The sequence below is a fragment of the Aeromonas sp. NJAU223 genome, from assembly GCF_051125555.1.
GTDB classification, from domain to species: domain Bacteria; phylum Pseudomonadota; class Gammaproteobacteria; order Enterobacterales; family Aeromonadaceae; genus Aeromonas; species Aeromonas veronii_G.
The window spans coordinates 539,187-558,195 of record NZ_CP144204.1 but is presented as its reverse complement, the minus strand read 5'-3'; the positions used below and the strand labels follow the sequence as shown (position 1 = coordinate 558,195).

19 protein-coding genes and 5 tRNA genes are annotated in these 19,009 nt (G+C 60.9%); 16 read left to right on the top strand and 8 right to left on the bottom strand.

Translation table 11 applies throughout. The features are described from left to right. Positions 1-87: 87 nt before the first annotated feature. From glgC to VZC39_RS02660, 8 genes are all read left to right on the top strand, one after another. A complete protein-coding gene (glgC, locus tag VZC39_RS02695; RefSeq protein WP_349920889.1) occupies positions 88-1,305 on the top strand; it encodes a glucose-1-phosphate adenylyltransferase in 1,218 nt (405 codons plus the stop codon). After that, complete coding sequence (glgA, locus tag VZC39_RS02690) at positions 1,295-2,761, top strand: glycogen synthase GlgA (RefSeq protein WP_434665460.1); 1,467 nt, start codon at positions 1,295-1,297, stop codon at positions 2,759-2,761. The genes glgC and glgA overlap by 11 nt, the downstream gene beginning before the upstream one ends. A gap of 110 nt (positions 2,762-2,871) precedes the next feature. Continuing rightward, positions 2,872-2,957: transfer RNA gene (locus tag VZC39_RS02685), tRNA-Leu, on the top strand. A 55-nt stretch (positions 2,958-3,012) separates the two neighbouring features. Beyond that, a tRNA-Leu gene (locus VZC39_RS02680) sits at positions 3,013-3,098 on the top strand. Between the two features lie 45 nt (positions 3,099-3,143). Beyond that, positions 3,144-3,229: transfer RNA gene (locus VZC39_RS02675), tRNA-Leu, on the top strand. A gap of 45 nt (positions 3,230-3,274) precedes the next feature. Then, a tRNA-Leu gene (locus tag VZC39_RS02670) sits at positions 3,275-3,360 on the top strand. 70 nt (positions 3,361-3,430) lie between these two features. Continuing rightward, positions 3,431-3,516, top strand: a tRNA-Leu gene (locus VZC39_RS02665). A gap of 102 nt (positions 3,517-3,618) precedes the next feature. After that, positions 3,619-3,885: a late competence development ComFB family protein gene (locus VZC39_RS02660; protein WP_349920887.1), complete on the top strand. Its 267-nt coding sequence runs from the start codon at positions 3,619-3,621 to the stop codon at positions 3,883-3,885. A 12-nt stretch (positions 3,886-3,897) separates the two neighbouring features. Here VZC39_RS02660 and VZC39_RS02655 read toward each other — a convergent pair whose 3' ends face one another. Then, positions 3,898-4,107, bottom strand: coding sequence for a hypothetical protein (locus VZC39_RS02655; protein ID WP_434665458.1), 210 nt, complete (start codon positions 4,105-4,107; stop codon positions 3,898-3,900). A gap of 302 nt (positions 4,108-4,409) precedes the next feature. Here VZC39_RS02655 and nhaC point away from each other — a divergent pair, with 302 nt between their 5' ends. From nhaC to VZC39_RS02620, 7 genes are all read left to right on the top strand, one after another. Next, complete coding sequence (gene nhaC, locus VZC39_RS02650) at positions 4,410-5,819, top strand: Na+/H+ antiporter NhaC (RefSeq protein WP_434665455.1); 1,410 nt, start codon at positions 4,410-4,412, stop codon at positions 5,817-5,819. Between the two features lie 96 nt (positions 5,820-5,915). Continuing rightward, complete coding sequence (locus VZC39_RS02645) at positions 5,916-6,839, top strand: LysR family transcriptional regulator (protein WP_434665452.1); 924 nt, start codon at positions 5,916-5,918, stop codon at positions 6,837-6,839. Positions 6,840-7,015: 176 nt separating this feature from the next. After that, on the top strand, positions 7,016-8,161 hold the full coding sequence (locus tag VZC39_RS02640) for an ABC transporter substrate-binding protein (protein ID WP_434665450.1): 1,146 nt from the start codon (positions 7,016-7,018) through the stop codon (positions 8,159-8,161). Positions 8,162-8,242: 81 nt separating this feature from the next. After that, on the top strand, positions 8,243-9,250 hold the full coding sequence (locus VZC39_RS02635) for an ABC transporter ATP-binding protein (protein ID WP_434665448.1): 1,008 nt from the start codon (positions 8,243-8,245) through the stop codon (positions 9,248-9,250). Continuing rightward, the gene (locus VZC39_RS02630; protein WP_434665446.1) at positions 9,247-10,215 is read left to right on the top strand and encodes an ABC transporter permease; all 969 of its coding nucleotides are present in this window, start codon (positions 9,247-9,249) and stop codon (positions 10,213-10,215) included. Before VZC39_RS02635 ends, VZC39_RS02630 begins: the two co-directional genes overlap by 4 nt. Next, positions 10,205-11,038 carry an ABC transporter permease gene (locus tag VZC39_RS02625; protein ID WP_434665444.1) on the top strand — a complete coding sequence of 278 codons (834 nt, stop codon included), beginning with the start codon at positions 10,205-10,207 and terminating at the stop codon, positions 11,036-11,038. Before VZC39_RS02630 ends, VZC39_RS02625 begins: the two co-directional genes overlap by 11 nt. Positions 11,039-11,067: 29 nt before the next feature. Further along, positions 11,068-12,498, top strand: coding sequence for a gamma-aminobutyraldehyde dehydrogenase (locus tag VZC39_RS02620; protein WP_434665442.1), 1,431 nt, complete (start codon positions 11,068-11,070; stop codon positions 12,496-12,498). A gap of 79 nt (positions 12,499-12,577) precedes the next feature. Here VZC39_RS02620 and cyoE read toward each other — a convergent pair whose 3' ends face one another. Genes cyoE through VZC39_RS02600 form a run of 4 tightly spaced genes read right to left on the bottom strand, consistent with a single transcriptional unit; the run spans position 12,578 to position 15,769 of the window. Then, entirely contained in the window at positions 12,578-13,483 is a 906-nt protein-coding gene (cyoE, locus tag VZC39_RS02615; protein WP_434665440.1) for a heme o synthase, read from the bottom strand. After that, on the bottom strand, positions 13,480-14,490 hold the full coding sequence (locus VZC39_RS02610; protein WP_434665438.1) for a COX15/CtaA family protein: 1,011 nt from the start codon (positions 14,488-14,490) through the stop codon (positions 13,480-13,482). Before VZC39_RS02610 ends, cyoE begins: the two co-directional genes overlap by 4 nt. Beyond that, positions 14,487-14,972: a hypothetical protein gene (locus VZC39_RS02605; protein ID WP_349920876.1), complete on the bottom strand. Its 486-nt coding sequence runs from the start codon at positions 14,970-14,972 to the stop codon at positions 14,487-14,489. Before VZC39_RS02605 ends, VZC39_RS02610 begins: the two co-directional genes overlap by 4 nt. Further along, complete coding sequence (locus VZC39_RS02600; RefSeq protein WP_349920875.1) at positions 14,969-15,769, bottom strand: SURF1 family protein; 801 nt, start codon at positions 15,767-15,769, stop codon at positions 14,969-14,971. The genes VZC39_RS02605 and VZC39_RS02600 overlap by 4 nt, the downstream gene beginning before the upstream one ends. Here VZC39_RS02600 and VZC39_RS02595 point away from each other — a divergent pair. Further along, positions 15,741-15,950: a DUF2909 domain-containing protein gene (locus tag VZC39_RS02595; RefSeq protein WP_349920874.1), complete on the top strand. Its 210-nt coding sequence runs from the start codon at positions 15,741-15,743 to the stop codon at positions 15,948-15,950. The genes VZC39_RS02600 and VZC39_RS02595 overlap by 29 nt on opposite strands. An 8-nt stretch (positions 15,951-15,958) precedes the next feature. On the opposite strand, the gene VZC39_RS02590 is transcribed toward VZC39_RS02595, so the two are convergent. The 3 genes from VZC39_RS02590 to ctaD are packed head-to-tail and all read right to left on the bottom strand — an operon-like array spanning position 15,959 to position 19,005. Next, positions 15,959-16,840: a cytochrome c oxidase subunit 3 gene (locus tag VZC39_RS02590; RefSeq protein WP_349920873.1), complete on the bottom strand. Its 882-nt coding sequence runs from the start codon at positions 16,838-16,840 to the stop codon at positions 15,959-15,961. 2 nt (positions 16,841-16,842) lie between these two features. Further along, positions 16,843-17,397, bottom strand: a complete 555-nt coding sequence (locus tag VZC39_RS02585) for a cytochrome c oxidase assembly protein (RefSeq protein WP_349920872.1) — start codon at positions 17,395-17,397, stop codon at positions 16,843-16,845. A gap of 9 nt (positions 17,398-17,406) precedes the next feature. Then, entirely contained in the window at positions 17,407-19,005 is a 1,599-nt protein-coding gene (gene ctaD / locus VZC39_RS02580) for a cytochrome c oxidase subunit I (protein WP_434665435.1), read from the bottom strand. Positions 19,006-19,009: the final 4 nt, after the last annotated feature.

The following is a 19,009-nucleotide window of genomic DNA, read 5'->3' as shown; positions in this document are numbered from 1 at the left end:
TTAAGGTGACTGAAAACGATTTCCACCCCTTTTGGGGTGTTTTTTCGCAGCAGATTGAAAACCTTTTCATACAGAGAGAGAAAGACGATGGCAGGCATTTTGACCATGATCCTGGCCGGAGGAGAAGGAACCCGTCTCCAGCCACTGACCACGACTCGCAGCAAACCCTCGGTACCCTTTGGCGGTAGTTACCGGCTGATCGATTTCGTCCTCAACAACTTCGTCAACGCCGATTTCCTGCGCATCTATGTGCTGACCCAGTTCAAATCCCAGTCTCTCTATCTGCACATGAAGAAGGGCTGGAATATCGTCGGCATCACGGATCGCTTCATCGATCCCATCCCGGCCCAGATGCGGATGGGCAAGCGCTGGTACGACGGCACCGCGGACGCCATCTACCAGAACCTGCGCTTCATCGAGACCTCGGATCCCGAGCATGTCTGCATCTTCGGCTCCGACCACATCTACAAGATGGACGTGAGCCAGATGGTCAGCTTCCACAAGCAGAAGGCCGCGGCCATGACGGTCGCCGCCCTGCGCATGCCCATCGAGGAGGCGAGTGCCTTCGGGGTGATCGAAGTGGATCAGGAAGGGCGGATGATAGGCTTTGAGGAAAAACCCAAGCATCCCAAGCACATCCCCGGGGATCCGACCCAGGCCCTGGTCTCCATGGGCAACTACATCTTCGAGACCGAGACCCTCTATCGGGAGCTGAAACGGGATGCCGCGGAGGAGAACTCCAGCCATGACTTTGGCAAAGACATCATCCCCAGCCTCTATCCGCGCACCCCTGTCTATGTCTATGACTACAGCGGCAACGTGATCCCCGGGGAGAAGCCCAATGTCTACTGGCGTGACGTGGGGACGCTGGATGCCTACTGGCAGGCCCACATGGACCTGGTGGCCGATGACGCCCCCTTCTCCCTCTACAACCGCAAGTGGCCGTTGCACACCCACTACCCGCCCCTGCCCCCCGCCACCTTCATCGACACCGATGACTGCAAGGTAAAGATCGCCAACTCCCTGATCTCCGGCGGTTGCTTCATCCAGGGCAGCCAGATCCAGCGCTCCATTCTGGGCTTTAGCTGCAACGTCGGTCCCTGCAGTCACATCAGTGAATCCGTGCTGCTGGGGGATGTGAAGATCGGGGAAGGCAGCTCCATTCGGCGCGCCATCATCGACAAAAACGTTGAAATTGCACCCGGCACCGTGATCGGTGAGAATCTGGACCATGACAGAGAGAGGTTTACCGTGTCCGAAGGCGGTATCGTCGTGGTACCTAAGGGAGCAAGAGTTGGTTACTAGCCCGTTGAAAATTCTGTTTGTTGCCTCTGAGGTCGAGGGGTTGGTCAAGACCGGGGGCCTGGCGGATGTCGCCAGAGCCCTGCCACTGAATCTCGCCCGCCAGGGCCACGACGTTCGCATCATCCTGCCCTTCTACCAAACCCTCAAACGCCGGGACGAGGCGAGACTCATCGCCTCGCGCTGGCTGCCGACCCCGCCGGATCGGGCTGACATCAGCTATCGCATCTATCAGCTGGAGCTGGACGGGGTCTGTGTCTACCTGCTCGATTGTCCGCAGTATTTCGAACGGCCCCAGCTCTACGCGGAAAACAACCAGGCCTATCCCGACAACGGCGAGCGGTTCGCCTTCTTTTGCGCCGCCGCCCTGCACGCCTGCGAGCAGCAGGGTTTCGCCCCCGACATCGCCCACTGCAACGACTGGCATACCGGCCTGCTGCCCCTGCTGCTCAAGACCCGTTATGCCGGCAACCCCTTCTTCCAGCACACCCGTTCGGTCATCAGCATCCACAATGCGGCCTTTCAGGGGGTGTTTGACCGCCCGCAGTTCTGGGCCCTGCCCGAGATCACCGACTACGAACGGCGCATCAACTACGACTACGGCCACATCAACCTGCTCAAATGCGGGGTGCTCTATGCGGACAAGATCAATGCGGTCAGCCCCAACTATGCCAACGAGCTGCTGACCCACCTGGGGGCCCACGGCATGGCCAACGTGTTCCAGCAGCGGGCGAGCGATCTGTGCGGCATCCTCAACGGCTGCGACTATCAGGACTGGGATCCCGCCAGCGACAGCTATCTGCCCGCGACCTATGATGCCGATCATCTGGACGGCAAGCGTCTGTGTAAGCAGACGCTGCAACAGGAGGCAGGGCTTCCCACTGCTGACCTGCCAATTTATGGCATGGTATGTCGCCTGACCGAGCAAAAAGGGGTACATCTGCTGATCCCCACCCTGACCAAGTTCCTGCAACATCAGGTCCAGCTGGTCATCGTCGGCTCAGGCGATCCTTCGCTGGCCACCCAGCTGCAGGCCATCGCCCAGCAACATGCCGACAAGTTCGCCTTCATCAACGCCTATGACGACCGGCTGGCCCACCTGGTGGAAGCGGGCGCCGATTTCTTCCTGATGCCCTCCCTGTTCGAACCCTGCGGCCTCAACCAGATGTACAGCCTGGCCTATGGCACCCTGCCGCTGGTCCGCGCCGTCGGCGGCCTCAAGGATACCGTGGTGGACTGGGATGCGGATCCCTCACGGGCCACCGGCTTTTGCTTCAACGACCCCACCGCCAGCACCCTGCTGGACGCCATGCGCCGCAGTCTGCTGCACTACCTGCAAGAGCCGGAGCGTTTCGCCAAGGTGCAGCGCACGGCCATGCAGACCCGCTTCAACTGGGCCGACTCCGTAACCCAATACGAACAGATGTATCGGGATGCACTGGCCAGGGGTAAGCACTGATTGCTGAAGTTTTGTGCCCTTAACGCAGCTTTATCCGTCAACAGCGAAAAAAGTCCCCTTTGGCTGTTGACGCTCCCCCAAAACTCTATAGAATCCCCCACCGCAGTGATGCGAAGGTGGCGGAATTGGTAGACGCGCTAGCTTCAGGTGTTAGTGTCCCACGGATGTGAGGGTTCGAGTCCCTCTCTTCGCACCATACTGCAACATGCTCTTATCAGACGGCATGTAAATCCAGACTGATAACCCGATGTGCGAAGGTGGCGGAATTGGTAGACGCGCTAGCTTCAGGTGTTAGTGCCCCCCGGGTGTGAGGGTTCGAGTCCCTCTCTTCGCACCATGCTTTCATCAGACAGCATGTAAATCCAGACTGATGACCCGATGTGCGAAGGTGGCGGAATTGGTAGACGCGCTAGCTTCAGGTGTTAGTGCCCCCCGGGTGTGAGGGTTCGAGTCCCTCTCTTCGCACCATGCTTTTATCAGACAGCATGTAAATCCAGACTGATGACCCGATGTGCGAAGGTGGCGGAATTGGTAGACGCGCTAGCTTCAGGTGTTAGTGCCCCCCGGGTGTGAGGGTTCGAGTCCCTCTCTTCGCACCATGCTTCTGACATGTAAAACCAGAGAATGCGCTCCAACCGCATTTAAAAATCAGCTGGAGAAAATCAGTGTGCGAAGGTGGCGGAATTGGTAGACGCGCTAGCTTCAGGTGTTAGTGTCCCACGGATGTGAGGGTTCGAGTCCCTCTCTTCGCACCATCTATTCTGCAAAAGGCCCATCACGCGAGTGTTGGGCCTTTTGTCTTTTCATGCTGCGCGGCTATGCTGTTGAGACTTCAACGCCACGGAAGGGGATGCCCGATGATCCTGGATGCCGACATTCACAATTTCTACGAACACCTAGTGCTCAAGGAGATAGAGAAACAGGGGCTGGAACAGACGCTAAGCCCCCCGCAACTGGCCGATCTCTGCTGCCTCACCCTGAATCAACTGCCCGCCCACTACATCCGCCACAACGTCGACATGATCTACTTCACCACGGAAGTCGAGCGCACCGAGATGGAGCAGAAGGTCATGGCAGCACTGCGCCTGGCCCATGACAGGATCCTGGCCGTCCCCTCTCGCTGACTCGCTCGTCTGCTAGAGCCAGCTCTGCTGCCAGATCAGGGCGACAACCCCGGTCATGCCGGCCACCGGCAACAGGATCAGTGCAGGCCTCAGTCTGGGTTCCAGCATGACCCAGGCCGCCAGCAGGAATCCCAGACTCCAGATGCCATAGGCCTTTTCCTGTCCCCAACCCCACACAGCCAATCCCCCTATCAACAGCAGGCAACGCACTATCCAGATCATGATGAAACCTCCATGGCATCAGTTTGATAATAATTATCATTTGTATTTTAGGAGGGTGCAATCGAACTTTTCTATGGGTCTCGGTCATTTGAGTGACATCGACCAAACACTCAAAAAATGCTTGCGAGATCAACTAATGGCGATGTTTTTCAATCATTAATGCATTTTTGCTAAATAAGTTGGGATTTTAGGCCTTGGGTTTGTGGTAGATTGCGCCCTCTTTTTGGGTGGGCTCCTCGGGATACAAGTATCCACAGGACGAGAGGCGCCCACCTTGGCGAGCAAGAGTTTAGGAAGTATCTATGCAAAACCAACAAAACCACATCCGACTACCGAGCATGCTGCAGGTGTTTGCCTGTCTGGCCATTTTCCTGGCCCTGGCCTTCTCCTTCACCAGCGTGCTCGACCTGCCGATCCAGCTGGCACTGTTCATCGCCTGGTTCGTCATCATGGGGCTCGGTATCAAACTCGGCCACGATTACAAATCCCTGGAGCAGGCCGCCGTCGACGGCGTCGCCAAGGGGATGGGCGCCATCCTGATACTGGTCTCCGTCGGTGCCCTGGTCGGCACCTGGATCGCCGGCGGCATAGTCCCCAGCATCATCTACTTCGGCCTCAAGGTGATACACCCGTCCATCTTCCTGCTGGCGACCCTGATCATCTGCTCCCTCACCTCCTTGGCGACCGGCACCTCCTGGGGCTCCGCCGCCACCGCCGGCATCGCCATGATGGGCATAGGCCACAGCCTGGGGGTGCCCGCGCCCCTAGTGGCGGGGGCGGTGCTCTCCGGCGTCTACTTCGGTGACAAGCTCTCCCCCCTCTCCGACTCAGTGGTGCTGGCGTCCACCATGTCCAACGTCGACGTGGTGGAACACATCAAGGGCATGCTGCCCATCAGCCTGTTCTCCTACGTCATCACGGCCGCCCTGTTCACCGTGGTCGGCATGCAGTACTCCGGCAATGTCAGCCTAGAGCAGGTCAACCTGGTGATGGAAGCTCTCGACAAGCAGTTCAACATCACACCGCTGGCCATAGTGCCCGTGGTGCTGGTGCTGGGCCTCTTGGCCAACCGCAAGCCCGCCTTCCCGGTGATCAGCTTCGGCGCCCTGCTGGGCCTTATCTGGGCCATCGCCTTCCAGGGCATGGATCCGATCAAAGCGATGCACTCGGCCTACAGTCCCTTCCCCATCGTCTCCGGGGTCGATTTCATCGACAACATTCTGGGCCGCGGCGGCATGGAGTCCATGCTGGGGTCGGTGGCCGTCATCATCTTCGGTCTGGGCTTCGGCGGTCTGCTGGAGAAGGTCGGCATCCTGGCCGTCATCGCCAGCGCCTTCGAGAAGCGGATCAACAGCGCCGGCAGCCTGACCACCCACACCATAGGCACCGCCTTCCTGGCCAACGTGTTCGGCTCGGCCATGTATGTGTCCCTGATCCTGACCCCCAAGATCATGGCCAAGAACTACGACCGGCTGGGACTGGCTCGCAAGAACCTCTCCCGCAACGCCGAGTTCGGCGGTACCCTCACCTGCGGCATGGTGCCCTGGAGCGACAACGGCATCTTCATGGCCGGGGTGCTGGGGGTGGCGACCCTGGACTACCTGCCCTACATGTGGCTCAGCTTCACCTGCATCATAGTGACCATCACCCTCGCCTATCTGGGCAAGGGGGTGAACCGGCTGCCGGTGATCGAGGCGGCCAGCTCCCGCTAAGCATTCAAAGACAATGACAGAGGCGCCTGCGGGCGCCTTTCGTTTGGATGCTGTTCGCGGTTAAGCTGATGGCTCACCCAGTGGCAGGATGCCCAGATGAACTTCACCTTTCGCCAGATCCGCTATTTCGTCGCCGTGGCCGACAGCTTCTCGGTGAGCCGCGCCGCCGCCGAGCTGCACATCTCACAGTCTGCCGTCACCAGCGCCATCCGTGAGCTGGAAACCGAACTCGGTGCCGCCCTGTTCGAGCGCAACCCGCGCGGGGTCAGCCTCACCGCCCAGGGTCACCAGTTCTTGCTGCACGCCAGACGCATCCTCGGTGCCATGACGGAGGCGGGACAGTCCCTCAAGGCGGTGGCGCAGCAGGATCAGGGCCAGCTCACCATAGGGGTGACCACGCTAGTGGCTGGCTACTACCTGTCGGAGGCCCTCGGCCGCTTTCGCCGCGCCTTCCCGGCGGTGCGCATCGAGGTGAAGGAAGACGAGCAGCCCTATCTCGAGCACCAGATCGTCAACGGCGAGGTGGATGTGGGGATCCTGATGACCAACCGCACCATTCGTCAGGAGGCGTTCGATACCGAGCTGCTGACTCGCTCACCGTTGCGGCTCTGGCTCGCCGCCAACCACCCCCTCTGCGCCGAGTCCAGCCTCTCCCTCAAGGCCCTCGCCGAGGAGCCCATGATCTCCCTCACCGCCGATCAGCTGGATCAGATCATCGGCTCCGGCCTGCGCCGCTACGGAGTCTCCCCCCGTATCGTACTACGCACCGCCTCAGTGGAGGCGGTGCGCAGCCTGGTGGCCAGCCAGCTCGGGGCCGCCCTGCTGCCGGACTTCGCCTACCGCCCCTGGTCACTGGAGCAGGAACGGGTCGAGGCCCGTCCCATCAAGGAACCCATTCCCGCCATCGACATAGGTCTGGTGTGGCGCCGTGGCTCGCATCTGAGCTGGACCGCCCGGGAGTTCATCGACATAGTTCGGGATCAGAGCCGGTTGCGGGCCCGCCAACCCGCGTTTCGCTAAGAAGCTCATCTCGGAAATTCAGATTCATCTGCACTCGATATCGATTTTTCAGATACCCAGCCGGTTAAAAATTGAAATTCTCATTACGTCGCCCGTCTCCTACGCTCATGGCAGTTAACAGGATGTTAATGCCATGACGATGTCGCCATGGTTCCCGATCATGCAAGGAGCGCAAGATGAAACTGATCCCCCTGACCCTGGCCCTGATCCCGGCCCTGCTGGCAGGCCAGACCCAGGCCGCCCCCACCGAGCTCGGCAAGGGTGAAGGCCAACTCAACATCGTGGCCTGGGCTGGCTACGTGGAGCGCGGTGAGACCGATAAGAACTACGACTGGGTGACCGGCTTCGAGCAGGAAACCGGCTGCAAGGTCAGCGTCAAGACGGCGGCCACCTCGGACGAGATGGTGGCCCTGATGAACGAGGGGGGCTTCGATCTGGTGACCGCCTCCGGCGACGCCAGCCTGCGCCTCATCGCCGGCGGCAAGGTGCAGGCCCTGAACCTGGCGCTCATCCCGAGCTACGGCAAGATTGATCCCCGCCTGCAGAGCGCCCCCTGGCACACGGTGGACGGCAAGCACTACGGCGTGCCCTACCAATGGGGCGGCAACATCCTGATGTACAACACCAAGACCTTCCCCAAGGCCCCCGACTCCTGGAATGTGGTATTCGAGGAGCAGACCCTGCCGGACGGCAAGTCCAACAAGGGGCGAGTGCAGGCGTTCGACGGCCCCATCCACATCGCCGATGCGGCCCTCTACCTGATGAGCCACCAGCCTGGGCTCGGCATCAAGGATCCCTACGAGCTGAACGAGGATCAGTACAAGGCCTCCCTCGAGCTGTTGCGCAAGCAGCGCCAGCTGGTGGGGCGCTACTGGCACGACGCCTTCGTCCAGATCGACGACTTCAAGAATGAGGGGGTGGTCGCCTCCGACTCCTGGCCCTTCCAGGCCAACACCCTGATCGCCGACAAGCAGCCCATCGCCACTACTGTGCCCAAGGAGGGGGTCACCGGCTGGGCCGATACCAGCATGGTACACAGCGAGGCCAAGAACCTGACCTGCGCCTACAAGTGGCTGGAACACTCCCTCAACAACAAGCTGCAGGGGGATCTCGCCTCCTGGTTCGGCTCAGTGCCCGTGGTCCCCGCCGCCTGCGAGGGCAATACCCTGCTCGGGGCCGAGGGATGCAAGACCAACGGCATCGACAACTTCGATCGGGTTCACTTCTGGCGCACGCCGGTTTCCCAGTGCAAGAGCCAGGGTACCTGCGTGCCCTACTACCGCTGGGTCTCGGACTATATCGCCATCCTGGGTGGTCGCTGAGCCCCTTCAGGCAAGCAACCCCTGACACAGCCCTCTGCGGGCCGGACAGGAGTCCGGCCCGGTCGATGACAAGGACGTACCATGACAGCCGTACAATTTGACCGGGTCAGCCGCCACTATGGCGAGGTGAGGGCGGTCGACGACATCTCCTTCCAGATCCCGGCCGGTGAGTTTTTTACCCTGCTGGGGCCGAGCGGCTCTGGCAAGACCACCTGCCTGCGAATGATCGCGGGTTTCGAATATCCGAGCGACGGCGAGATCCGGCTGTTCGGGGAACCCTGCTCCCGGGTTCCCCCCTATGATCGCAACCTCAACACCGTGTTTCAGGACTATGCCCTCTTCCCCAACATGGATGTGCGCGACAACATAGGCTACGGCCTGATGCTCAGGGGCGTGCCAAAGACGGAACGCTATCGCAAGGTAGACGAGATGCTGGAGCTGGTGCGCCTGCCCGGCGTCGGCAATCGCCGCCCAGGCCAGCTCTCCGGCGGCCAGCGCCAGCGCATCGCCATCGCCCGGGCGCTGATCAACCAGCCGCGCATCCTGCTGCTGGACGAGCCGCTCGGCGCGCTGGATCTCAAGCTGCGCGAGCAGATGCAGCTCGAGCTGAAAGCCTTGCAGCGCCAGCTTGGCATTACCTTCATCTTCGTCACCCACGATCAACAGGAGGCGCTCTCCATGAGCGACCGCATCTGCATCTTCAATCAGGGCAGAATCGAGCAGATAGCCCCGCCGGATCGGATCTACGACGCCCCGGCCACCCCCTTCGTCGCCCGCTTCGTCGGTACCGTCAACCTGTTCGAGGGAGAGCAGGCCAGGCGCCTGTGTGGCGACAGCCAGCAGATGATGGTACGCCCGGAGCGGATCCGGCTCAGCGACGCCGGCAGCCCGGGTTGGTCGGGCGAGATCCGCGAGGTGGAGTATCTGGGCGCCTTCGTTCGCTATCGGGTGGACTTGGGGGAGCAGATCGAGATCCTCGTCAACCACCCCAACGAGGGGCAAGCACGCCTTCCCCGCGGCGCCCGGGTCAGCCTCAGCTGGCCGGAGCAGGCCATCCACCGTCTGACCGATCATGAGGCTCGACCATGAGCCTCCCCCAGAGTGCGAGTCTCCCCATGAGCCAAGCCCCCACCACCTCCACATTCAGACCGCTGCGGCGCCTCTCCACCCTGCTCTACGGCCGCCCCGGCCTGTTGCTGGGGGTGTTGCTCGGCCCGCCACTGATCTGGCTTGGTATCATCTACGTCGGCTCCTTGCTGATGCTGCTCTCCAACGCCTTCTTCGGGCTGGATGAGTTCAGCGGACAGATACGCCACGAACTGGGGCTGCAAAACTTCACTGCCCTGCTGCGAGCAGAGAACCTCGACGTCATCCTGCGCACGCTCGGCATGGCGCTGCTGGTGACCCTGGCCTGCGCCCTGCTCGGCTTTCCCATCGCCTACTACATGGCCCGCTACACCAGCGGCAAGACTCGCGCCCTGTTCTATCTCGGCATCATGTTGCCACTCTGGTCCAGCTATCTGGTGCGGGTCTACGCCTGGAAGCTGATCCTGGCCAAGGAGGGGGTCATCAGCTGGCTGGCGGGGAGCCTCGGGCTGGACTGGCTGCTGGACGCCATCCTCTCCCTGCCGGTAATCGGAGGCCCCTCGCTGTCGTTCTCTCGCCTCGGTACCTTCATCGTGTTCGTCTACGTCTGGCTGCCCTTCATGATCCTGCCGATCCAGGCGGCGGTGGAGCGGATCCCGCGCTCTCTGCTGGAGGCGAGTGGCGACCTCGGTGCCACCCCGGCCCAGACTTTCCGCACCCTGATCCTGCCGCTGGCGTTGCCGGGGGTAGTGGCAGGCTCCATCTTCACCTTCTCCCTGACCCTGGGGGATTACATCATTCCCGGCATCATAGGCAACTCGACCCTGTATATCGGCCAGGTGGTCTATGTGCAGCAGGGCACGGCGGGCAATCTGCCGTTCGCCGCCGCCTTCTCCCTGGTGCCCATCCTCATCATCGCCATCTATCTGGCCATCGCGAAACGTCTGGGGGCCTTCGATGCGCTCTAATCCCGCGGTGAATCAGGAGTATGGCCAGCGCCCATCCGGGCTGCTGAAATACGCCGCCATCGGAGGCTTGCTGTTCCTGCATATCCCCATCCTGTTTATCTTCCTCTACGCCTTCACCAGCGAGAGCAAGAGCTACCAGTTCCCGCCCCCCGGGCTCACCTTCAAGTGGTTCGAGGTGACGCTGAACCGGCCCGATGTGTGGCGCGCCATCCAGCTGTCGCTGGAGGTGGCCGGGCTCGCGACCCTCGCGGCCATGGTGCTTGGCACCCTGGCGGCAGGGGCCATCGCCCGCAGCCGCTTCTTCGGCCAGGAGGTGGTGTCACTCCTGCTGGTGCTGCCCATCGCCCTGCCCGGTATCGTCACCGGCATAGCGCTGCGCTCTGCCTACGGCCTGATGGAGATCCCGTTCAGCTTCTGGACCATAGTCATCGGCCACGCCACCTTCTGTGTAGTGGTGGTCTACAACAATGCCCTGGCACGCTTTCGCCGCACCAATCGGTCGCTGATCGAAGCCTCCATGGATCTCGGGGCCGATGGCTTCCAGACCCTGCGCTACGTGATCCTGCCAAATCTCGCCACCGCCCTGCTGGCTGGAGGCATGTTGGCGTTCGCCCTGAGTTTTGACGAGGTGATCGTCACCACCTTCACCGCGGGCCAACAGACCACGCTGCCCATCTGGATGTATCAGGAGCTGATCCGCCCGCGCGATCGGCCCGTCACCAACGTGGTGGCCCTCATCATAGTGGCCTTCACCACCATCCCCATTCTGCTTGCCTACTACCTCACCCGCGACGGCCAGGACGTCGCCGGCAGTGGCAAATAACGACTCAACGCGTGCGCAAGGATGCAACCATGAAGCTCAATACCCAACTCTTGATCGACGGCCAGTTTGTCACCGGTGACGGTCCGGCCGAGCCCGTCCTCAACCCGGCCACCGGCGAACTCATCGCTTCGGTGCCCGAAGCCTCGTTCGAACAGGTGAGCCGGGCGGTCAACGGTGCCCAACGCGCCTTCGCCCAGTGGAGCCGCACCACCCCGGCCCAGCGCAGCAACCTGCTGCTGCGCCTCGCGGATGCCATCGAACGTCACGCCGAGGAGTTCGCGGCGCTCGAATCCCTCAACTGTGGCAAACCCTATCTGGCGGTACTGAACGACGAGCTGCCTGCCGTGGTGGACTGCTTCCGCTTCTTCGCGGGCGCGGCCCGCTGCCTGCAAGGACCGCTCGCCGGAGAATACATCGAGGGACACACCAGCATGATCCGCCGGGATCCCGTCGGCGTGGTGGGCAGCATAGCCCCCTGGAACTATCCGTTGATGATGGCGGCCTGGAAGATGGCGCCGGTGCTCGCCGCCGGCAATACGGTGGTGCTCAAGCCTTCGGAGCAGACGCCGTTGACCGCCCTTCGCCTCGCCGAGTTCGCCAGCGAGCTGTTTCCCCGTGGGGTCATCAACATCATCTGTGGCCGGGGTGAGAGTGTGGGGGCCCCGCTGGTGGAACACCCGCTGGTGCGCATGGTGTCCCTCACCGGGGACATCGCCACCGGTCAGAAGATCCTGCAGAGCGCCGCCCGCACCATGAAACGCACCCACTTGGAATTGGGTGGCAAGGCCCCCGTCATCATCTTCGACGACGCTGATCTGGAAGCCGTGGTGGCGGGCATTCGCACCTTCGGCTTCTACAACGCAGGCCAGGACTGCACCGCAGCCTGCCGCATCTACGCCCAGGGCAAGATCTATGACAAGTTCGTCGCCGCCATGACGGACGCCGTTGCCTCCATCAAGGTGGGAGGTCCCCGCGAAGAGGGGGTGGAGATGGGCCCCCTCATCTCGGACCGCCAGCGCAACCGGGTCGCCAGCTTCGTGGAGCGGGCCCAGAGCAGCGGCCACGTGGAGGTAACCGCCGGCGGCAAGATCCACCCGGGCAACGGCTTCTTCTTCGAACCGACCCTGATCGTCGGCGCCCGTCAGGAGGATGAGATCGTACGACGCGAGGTGTTCGGCCCCGTAGTGTCGGTGACCCGCTTCAATGATGCCGAACAGGTAGTGCAGTGGGCCAACGACTCGGACTATGGCCTCGCCTCCTCGGTCTGGACCCAGGATCTCGGCCTCGCCAGCAAGGTGGCGAGCCACCTGCAGTACGGCTGTACCTGGATCAACACCCACTTCATGCTCTGCTCGGAGATGCCCCACGGCGGCATGAAAATGTCAGGCTATGGCAAGGATCTCTCCCTCTACGCACTGGAGGACTACACGGTGCCGCGCCACATCATGGTCAAACTCTGAAAGCAGCGAGGCTGGCCCCTGGCCAGCCTCGCTGCGACATCGAATCCCTATTGCCCCTTCAATCGTGCCATCCCCCTTCTTATGACAGTCGCCACAGCCAGTGGTGATCCAGGATCAACAGGCCGAACAGCAACATCAGGTGATAAATGGAGAAGTGGAAGGTGTGCATCGCCTGAACCGAGGAGGTCGATCGCTTCAACAACCAGCCGTGCCAGCAGAACCAGAAGTTCAACCCCAGACTACCAACCAGATAGATGATCCCCGACATGCCAATGAGGTAAGGCAGCAGACAGACCAGGGTCAACATCAGCAGATAGAACAGGATGGCAGTCTTGGTGAATTCGATGCCATGGGTGACCGGCAGCATGGGGATCCTGGCGTTCGCATACTCATCCCGTCGGTGAATGGCCAGAGCCCAGAAATGAGGGGGAGTCCAGGCGAAGATGATCATCACCAGCAGCCAGGGCTCGGCCGAGAGCTGCCCGGTGATACTGGTCCAACCCAGCAGCGGTGGCATGGCCCCCGCCAGCCCGCCGATGACGATGTTCTGGGGAGTCGCCTTCTTCAGCAGCAGGGTGTAGACGATGGCATAACCAAACAGGCTGGCCAGGGTCAGCCAAGCGGTCAGCGGATTCACCCCGAGATAGAGCAAGCAAAAACCCGCAACCGCCAGCCAGAGCGCGAAGATCATGGCCGCCCGCGTGCTGATCCGCCCCCGCGCCACCGGCCGCCAGCGCGTCCTGCGCATCTGGGTATCGATACCGCTCTCCAGACTGTGATTCATGGCCGCCGCCGCAGACGCCAATAGCCCTATTCCCGCGAGCCCCAGCCCCATGTGCCCAAGGGAGGCCAACGTCGGCTCAGCCAGCAACATGCCGACCCAGGCCGTCAACAGCAGCAGGGCCACCACTCTCGGCTTGGTCAGCAGGTAATAGTCCCTCAGCAACTGAGGGTCGAACGACTGAACCTGCGGCTTGCCATTCATGTCCGGCTCCTGATCATCAGGGGAGATAATGAGGGAGATGTGACGGCATGGGAGAGATGCCAACGAGCCAGCACACACACCACCAGCAGATGTGCGCCCACCAGGTTGTGGGCGAGGGCATTGGCTAGAGGCAGAGCCAGATGCACATTGGTCAGGCCCAGGGCAATCTGTGTCAGCAACAGAGCAAGAAGCAGCGCACCGAGTACTCTCATTGGAGCCCCATGGCGGATCAACGCGATGGCAAAACCGCCCACCAGCAGGGCCGTGGCCATCGCCCCCAGTCGGTGAGCGATGTGGATGGTCTGACGTGCCTCCTTGCTGAGTACGCCGAACTCATAGCTGGCATGGCCGAGCGGTAGATGAAAAGCCTCATTCCAGTCGAGCTGCTGCTGCCAACCCGAGTGGCACAGGGGCAGCTCGGCACAGGCCATGGCGGCATAGTTGGATGAGGTCCATCCCCCCAAGGCTATCTGGATCAAGAGCATGCCGCAGGCGAGATTACCCAGCAGGGTCAGTCCCTGACCACCGACAACGACCCGGTTGCCACATGTCGACTCGCAACGATAGAGCCACAGCAGGGTCAGGATGGCAAAGCCGCCGAGCAGATGGGTCGTCACCACCAGAGGGTGTAATGCCAGCGTCACCGTCCACATGCCAAGCAACGCCTGCCCAAGCACCAGCAGGAGCAACCCGCTCGCAAGATGGCGCAGACGCCCCCCTTGCCGCCAGCTCAATACAAACAGGAGGGCGATGAGACAGCCCAACATACCGGCCAAGTAGCGATGCACCATCTCACTGCGGGCCTTGTGAGGTACTAGCGGGGTATCCGGATAGAGCATGGCCGCCTGCTCGGCTTGAGCCAAATGAGGGATGGCCAGAGAGCCATAGCAACCGGGCCAATCAGGGCAGGCAAGGCCCGCATCGGTCAGCCGGGTATAGGCACCGAGCAGAATGACCAGCACGGCCAGGGCAATGGCGATCGAGGCGAGCCTCTTCTGTAGTTTCATTGCACGCCTCGCTGGTACTTGAGCAGTTGCTGCAAATCCGACAGCACTGCCTTGCCAAACAGAGGCCACTGCGTGCTGTTGTCTGGCACCTCGTAACGCAATATGGCCAGCCCCTGGGGGTCCACCAGCATCAGCTCTCCCGCCTGCAACCCTTCACCGGATCCGAGAGATGTCAACCTGAGCGGCATCAACGCCAGCTTGTCCCCATTGCGCCCCAGGGCACTCTGTATCCGCGCCATCAAGATGGGAACCTGCTGGCACTGCGCCGCACAACGATCTGCCTCCAGATAGACCAGGCGCCACTGGCTCTGATGAGCCGAGAGTGGCGGCAGCAGATAAATTTCCCTCTTCAACCACTGCCCTTTGCTGCGGGTGCCGGCCTCATACCAACCCTGGTGCAGGGTCAGCGCCGCCAGCAGCACGGGCAACAGGATCACCAACACAAAGGCGACCGGTACCTTCCATCTAGCCCATTCATTCATGATGAGACTCTCCTTGCCAGCACCAGCCCCCCCACCAGCATTACCACTGCCAGCCCCAACCATTGCAGTGCATAGGCTCTGTGCTTCTCTGGGGGCATGACGTTGTGCTGGTAGTGGTAGCAAAACGGGGAATTTTTTTGGTAAAAAACGGCATCGACGAGGGGCAAGCCCGTCTCTTCACTCAAACTGGCAACCCTGACGGACTGGATCCGGTTCGGGTATGGGCCGCCCTCTATGTTTTGGCCAAGCAGCAGGCCACCCGGTCTGGTACGCAGCAGACCATCCAGCTCCAGCAATGGTGGGATCACTGGGGCAGGCAACTGATCCCGGCTGGCTGGCGCCGCGATCCAACCCAAATTGACCAAGAGAAGAGGCTCCTTCGACGAAGAGGTGCCAGCCAAAGCTGTATCGTCATTGGCGCGAACCGGGATGATGACGTCATAGCCTATTTCCCCCTCCACAGTCTGGTTATCCAGCAGCCAGACGTAGGGCCGAAACCAGGCCGCTCGCCCACTCAGCACTGCGCCATCCAACTTGTCCAGTTCACGCCAGTCGAGCCGAACCAGCATCAGAGGTGCCACCTGCTGAGCCGCAGCCACCTGCTCCAGCCACGCCTCTTTTTCTGCCGCCCGTTGCCATTGCCAGAGTGCCAGCTTGCACAAACCAGCCGAGACACCCAGAGTGAATAACAGCACCAGCCAGCGTCGCCGATGGAGAGCCCGTTGCTTGTGCCATGTCGCCGCGTCACCCATATCACGAGGCCCCCACATGTTGATCAAAGTCGTGCTGGTATTCATGTTGCTGCTCATCATCGGACAGCTATTCCACGCCCTCTGGCTGATGATGACCACGAAGCAAGCGACCAGAAGGATGTCGGCTCCCCTGGGTAGGCGGGTATTCTTCTCCCTGCTGGTGGTCGCCATCCTGCTGTTCTCGCTGATGATGGGCTGGCTGGAACCCAATCCCCGTCCTTACTGAAACCGGGCTCACAACAGGTAGACAAAGACGAAGAGGCAGAGCCAGACCACGTCAACGAAGTGCCAGTACCAGGCCGCGGCCTGAAAGGCGAAGTGGCGCTCGGGCGTGAAGTGATCCCTCAGCACGATGCGCAACCAGATGATCCCGAGGAACAGGGTACCCAGGGTGACGTGCAGGCCATGAAAGCCGGTCAGAATGAAGAAAGTATTGCCATAGATGCCCGAATCCAGCCGCAGGCCCAGATCCCGATAGGCATGAATATATTCATAGCCCTGCAACCACAAAAAGCCTCCCCCCAGCAGCAATGTGGCAAGCAGCATCAACTTGAGACGAGTGCGACGCCCGCTCTCCAGCCCCGTATGAGCAAACAGCAGAGTCACGGAAGATGCCAGCAAGATCAGGGTGTTGATTAGTGGGATCCCGTGCCAAGGCATCGCCTGGGTTGTCGTGCCCCCCGGGGTCTTCAGCATGGGCCAGTGAGCCGAGAAGTCCGGCCACAGCAGTTGCGCCGTCATCGCCTTGTTGCCAGCTCCATCCAGCCAGGGCATGGCCAGCTGCCGCGCATAGAACAGCACCCCAAAGAAGGCCAGGAAGAACATCACCTCGGAAAAAATGAACCAGACCATGCCCTGTCTGAAGGATCTGTCCATCTGGGGGCTGTAGAGCCCGGTCATGGACTCCTGAATGATGTGACGAAACCAGCCAAACAGCATGAAGACCAACAGGGCCACGCCCCCGAGTATCAGATAACGCCCTATCCCCACCTGCTTGCTGGCGATCTCGTTGACCAGATGGCCAGCCCCGAAGGCCAGCAGGAACAGAGCCAAGGCTCCTATGATGGGCCAGCGGCTCTGTTCGGGGACATAGTAATTCTGGGTCACCTTGGCCATGGTCAATTCCTCTGTGCAATAGCCGGAGCCGGCTTGGACTCTGTGATGTCATAAAGTGAATAGGAGAGCGTGATGGTATTGATGTCATCGGGCAGGGCCGGGTCAATGTAAAACTTGAGAGGCATCAACTTGCTCTCTCCTGCCTTCAGCTCCTGGCGGTTGAAGCAGAAGCACTCCACCTTCTTGAGATAGGCTGCTGCCGTGCCCGGTGAGACCGATGGCACCGCCTGACCTACCATGGTGTCTTTTGTCGGATTGAACACCTTGAAGTTGATCTGCTTCATCTCGCCGGGTTTCACCGACAGGCGATCGGTTTCCCCGTTGAACTGCCAGGGCATCCGGGTATCGGCATGAGCCAGAAACTCGATTTGTATGGTTCGCTTGTCATCAACCACGGCGCGCTCGGTCGTGGCAGGTTGCCCAGCCGTCTTGCCATTGAGTCCGGTGATCCTGCAGAAGACGTCATACAGGGGAACCAGAGCGAAGGCGAAGGCGAACATGAGAACGATGATCAGGGCCAGCTTCCTGAGCAGCGGTCCATGATTGACCTGATTCATAAGTCCTCTCTAGTGCTCATCCGGCCGAACCTCGGGCGGAACCTTGAAGCTGTGATAAGGTGGGGGAGATGACAGGGTCCACTCCAGCCCCTCTGCCCCCTCCCACACCTGGCCAGTGGCCCGCTCCCCTCCCCTGATGCACTTGATCACGCCCCAGACGAAAAGCAACTGTGACAACCCGAAGGCAAAGCCCCCCAGGCTGATGAACATATTGAAGTCGGCAAACTGCAGGGCATAGTCAGGGATACGCCTGGGCATGCCCGCCAGCCCGACGAAGTGCATGGGGAAGAACAACATGTTCACCGAGATGAGAGAGCACCAGAAATGCCACTGCCCCAGCCGTTCGTCATACATGCGCCCTGTCCACTTCGGCAGCCAGTAGTAGGCAGCAGCCAGGATAGAAAAAACGGCGCCGGTCACCAGCACATAGTGAAAGTGAGCTACCACGAAGTAGGTGTCGTGATATTGGAAGTCTGCCGGCGTCATGGCCAGCATCAACCCCGAGAAGCCGCCTATGGTAAACAGGGTGATGAAGGCGATGGCAAACAACATGGGTGTCTCGAAGGTCAGGGAACCGCGCCACATGGTGGCTATCCAGTTGAATACCTTCACCCCGGTCGGCACCGCTATCAGCATGGTGGTGTACATGAAGAACAGCTCGGTCACCACCGGCAGACCCGTGGTGAACATGTGGTGGGCCCACACCATGAAGGAGAGCAGGGCTATGCTGCTGGTGGCATAGACCATGGAGCGATAGCCAAACAGCTTCTTGCGGGAAAAGGTCGGGATAATGCTGGAGACGATCCCGAATGCCGGCAATATCATGATGTAGACCTCGGGATGACCGAAGAACCAGAAGATATGCTGGAACATCACGGGATCCCCGCCCCCCGCCGCATCGAAGAAGCTGGTGCCAAAATACTTGTCCGTCAGCACCATGGTCACCGCCGCCGCCAGCACCGGCATGACGGCAATAAGCAGGAAAGCGGTGATAAGCCAGGTCCAGACAAACAGCGGCATCCTCATCCAGCCCATGCCCGGTGCCCGCAGGTTGAAGATGGTAACGATGACGTTGATGGCTCCCATGATGGAGGAGATCCCCATGATGTGGATGGCGAACACGAACAGCGCCGTGCTGTTGCCGCTGTACTTGGTCGACAGGGGAGCATAGAAGGTCCAGCCCGAACTTGGGCCTCCACCCTCCATGAACAGGCTCGACAACAATATCATGAAGGCGAACGGCAGGATCCAGAAGCTCCAGTTGTTCATCCTGGGCAAGGCCATGTCCGGCGCCCCTATCATCATGGGGATCAGCCAGTTGGCGAGGCCGGTGAAGGCCGGCATCACGGCGCCAAACACCATGATGAGGCCGTGTACCGTGGTCATCTGGTTGAAGAACAGGGGCTCGACCAGTTGCAAACCTGGCTGGAACAGCTCGGCCCGGATCACCATGGCCATGGCGCCACCGGTGAAGAACATGGTCAACGCGAACAGCAGATAGAGGGTGCCGATATCCTTGTGATTTGTGGTATATAGCCAGCGCCTCAGACCCGTCGCCGGCTGATGGGCGTGCTCACCGTGGGGGGTATCCATGATTCCATCACTCATGCCG

What these genes read in the sequence shown, in the direction of transcription:
- VZC39_RS02585 (WP_349920872.1), bottom strand. Translation starts at nt 17,397, where the DNA reads ATGAATCAGGTCAATCATGGACCGCTGCTCAGGAAGCTGGCCCTGATC.
- VZC39_RS02635 (WP_434665448.1), top strand. Translation starts at nt 8,243, where the DNA reads ATGACAGCCGTACAATTTGACCGGGTCAGCCGCCACTATGGCGAGGTG.
- VZC39_RS02605 (WP_349920876.1), bottom strand. Translation starts at nt 14,972, where the DNA reads ATGAATGAATGGGCTAGATGGAAGGTACCGGTCGCCTTTGTGTTGGTG.
- VZC39_RS02610 (WP_434665438.1), bottom strand. Translation starts at nt 14,490, where the DNA reads ATGAAACTACAGAAGAGGCTCGCCTCGATCGCCATTGCCCTGGCCGTG.
- VZC39_RS02595 (WP_349920874.1), top strand. Translation starts at nt 15,741, where the DNA reads ATGTTGATCAAAGTCGTGCTGGTATTCATGTTGCTGCTCATCATCGGA.
- VZC39_RS02640 (WP_434665450.1), top strand. Translation starts at nt 7,016, where the DNA reads ATGAAACTGATCCCCCTGACCCTGGCCCTGATCCCGGCCCTGCTGGCA.
- VZC39_RS02625 (WP_434665444.1), top strand. Translation starts at nt 10,205, where the DNA reads ATGCGCTCTAATCCCGCGGTGAATCAGGAGTATGGCCAGCGCCCATCC.
- ctaD (WP_434665435.1), bottom strand. Translation starts at nt 19,005, where the DNA reads ATGAGTGATGGAATCATGGATACCCCCCACGGTGAGCACGCCCATCAG.
- glgC (WP_349920889.1), top strand. Translation starts at nt 88, where the DNA reads ATGGCAGGCATTTTGACCATGATCCTGGCCGGAGGAGAAGGAACCCGT.
- VZC39_RS02660 (WP_349920887.1), top strand. Translation starts at nt 3,619, where the DNA reads ATGATCCTGGATGCCGACATTCACAATTTCTACGAACACCTAGTGCTC.
- nhaC (WP_434665455.1), top strand. Translation starts at nt 4,410, where the DNA reads ATGCAAAACCAACAAAACCACATCCGACTACCGAGCATGCTGCAGGTG.
- cyoE (WP_434665440.1), bottom strand. Translation starts at nt 13,483, where the DNA reads ATGAATGGCAAGCCGCAGGTTCAGTCGTTCGACCCTCAGTTGCTGAGG.
- VZC39_RS02630 (WP_434665446.1), top strand. Translation starts at nt 9,247, where the DNA reads ATGAGCCTCCCCCAGAGTGCGAGTCTCCCCATGAGCCAAGCCCCCACC.
- VZC39_RS02600 (WP_349920875.1), bottom strand. Translation starts at nt 15,769, where the DNA reads ATGAATACCAGCACGACTTTGATCAACATGTGGGGGCCTCGTGATATG.
- VZC39_RS02620 (WP_434665442.1), top strand. Translation starts at nt 11,068, where the DNA reads ATGAAGCTCAATACCCAACTCTTGATCGACGGCCAGTTTGTCACCGGT.
- VZC39_RS02645 (WP_434665452.1), top strand. Translation starts at nt 5,916, where the DNA reads ATGAACTTCACCTTTCGCCAGATCCGCTATTTCGTCGCCGTGGCCGAC.
- VZC39_RS02590 (WP_349920873.1), bottom strand. Translation starts at nt 16,840, where the DNA reads ATGGCCAAGGTGACCCAGAATTACTATGTCCCCGAACAGAGCCGCTGG.
- VZC39_RS02655 (WP_434665458.1), bottom strand. Translation starts at nt 4,107, where the DNA reads ATGATCTGGATAGTGCGTTGCCTGCTGTTGATAGGGGGATTGGCTGTG.